A 1142-nucleotide genomic window follows, 5' to 3' on the forward strand; every position below is an offset into this window, starting at 1 on the left:
ACGGCAGGTTGCGGGCCATCACGATCCGCTGGACCTGGTTGGTGCCCTCGTAGATCTGCGTGATCTTCGCGTCCCGCATCATCCGCTCCACCGGGTAGTCCCGCGTGTACCCGTACCCACCCAGCAACTGCACCGCGTCCGTCGTGATCTCCATCGCCACGTCCGACGCGAAACACTTCGCCGACGCCCCGAAGAACGTCAGATCCGCGTCCCCCCGCTGCGACTTCGCCGCCGCCGCGTACGTCAACTGCCGCGCCGCCTCCAGCTTCATCGCCATGTCCGCCAACATGAACTGCACACCCTGGAAATCACCGATCGGCTTCCCGAACTGCCGACGCTCCCGCACATACCCCTTCGCGTAGTCCAACGCCCCCTGCGCGATCCCCACCGCCTGCGCCGCGATCGTCACCCGCGTGTGGTCCAGCGTCCGCATCGCCGTCGCGAACCCCGACCCCTCCACACCGATCATCCGATCCGCCGGAATCCGCACATCGTCGAAGTACACCTCACGCGTCGGCGACCCCTTGATCCCCAACTTCCGCTCCGGCGCCCCGAACGACACCCCCTCGTCACCCTTCTCCACCACGAACGCCGAGATCCCCTTCGACCGAAGCTCCGGATCCGTCACCGCCATCACCGTGTAGAACTCCGACACCCCCGCGTTCGTGATCCAGCGCTTCACCCCGTTCAGCACCCAGAAATCACCGTCCCGCACCGCACGCGTACGCATCCCCGCCGCGTCCGAACCCGCCTCCGGCTCCGACAGGCAGTACGAGAACATCCCCTCACCCCGCGCCAGCGCCCCCAGGTACTTCGCCTTCAACTCCTCCGACCCCGCCAACTGCACCGGCAACGACCCCAGCTTGTTCACCGCCGGGATCAACGACGACGAGGCACACACCCGCGCCACCTCCTCGATCACGATCACCGTCGCCAGCGCGTCCGCCCCCGCACCACCGAACTCCTCCGGCACGTGCACCGCGTGCAGGTCATTGCCCCGCAACGCGTCCAACGCCTCCTGCGGGAACCGACCCTCCTCGTCCACCTCCGCCGCGAACGGAGCGATCTTCGCCTCGGCCAGCGAACGCACCGCCTCACGCAGCATCTCGTGCTCCTCGGAGATCCGGAAGAGATCGAAGTCC

The 1142-nt window shown here is 67.3% G+C and carries 1 protein-coding gene; it reads right to left on the minus strand.

What is annotated here, in order from left to right:
- Positions 1-1142 (minus strand): acyl-CoA dehydrogenase family protein (locus tag ACIF6L_RS38665; RefSeq protein ID WP_396491949.1); only part of this gene is annotated, 1142 nt, incomplete at both ends.

The sequence above is a fragment of the Kitasatospora sp. NPDC086009 genome, from assembly GCF_044540385.1.
Taxonomy (GTDB): domain Bacteria; phylum Actinomycetota; class Actinomycetes; order Streptomycetales; family Streptomycetaceae; genus Kitasatospora.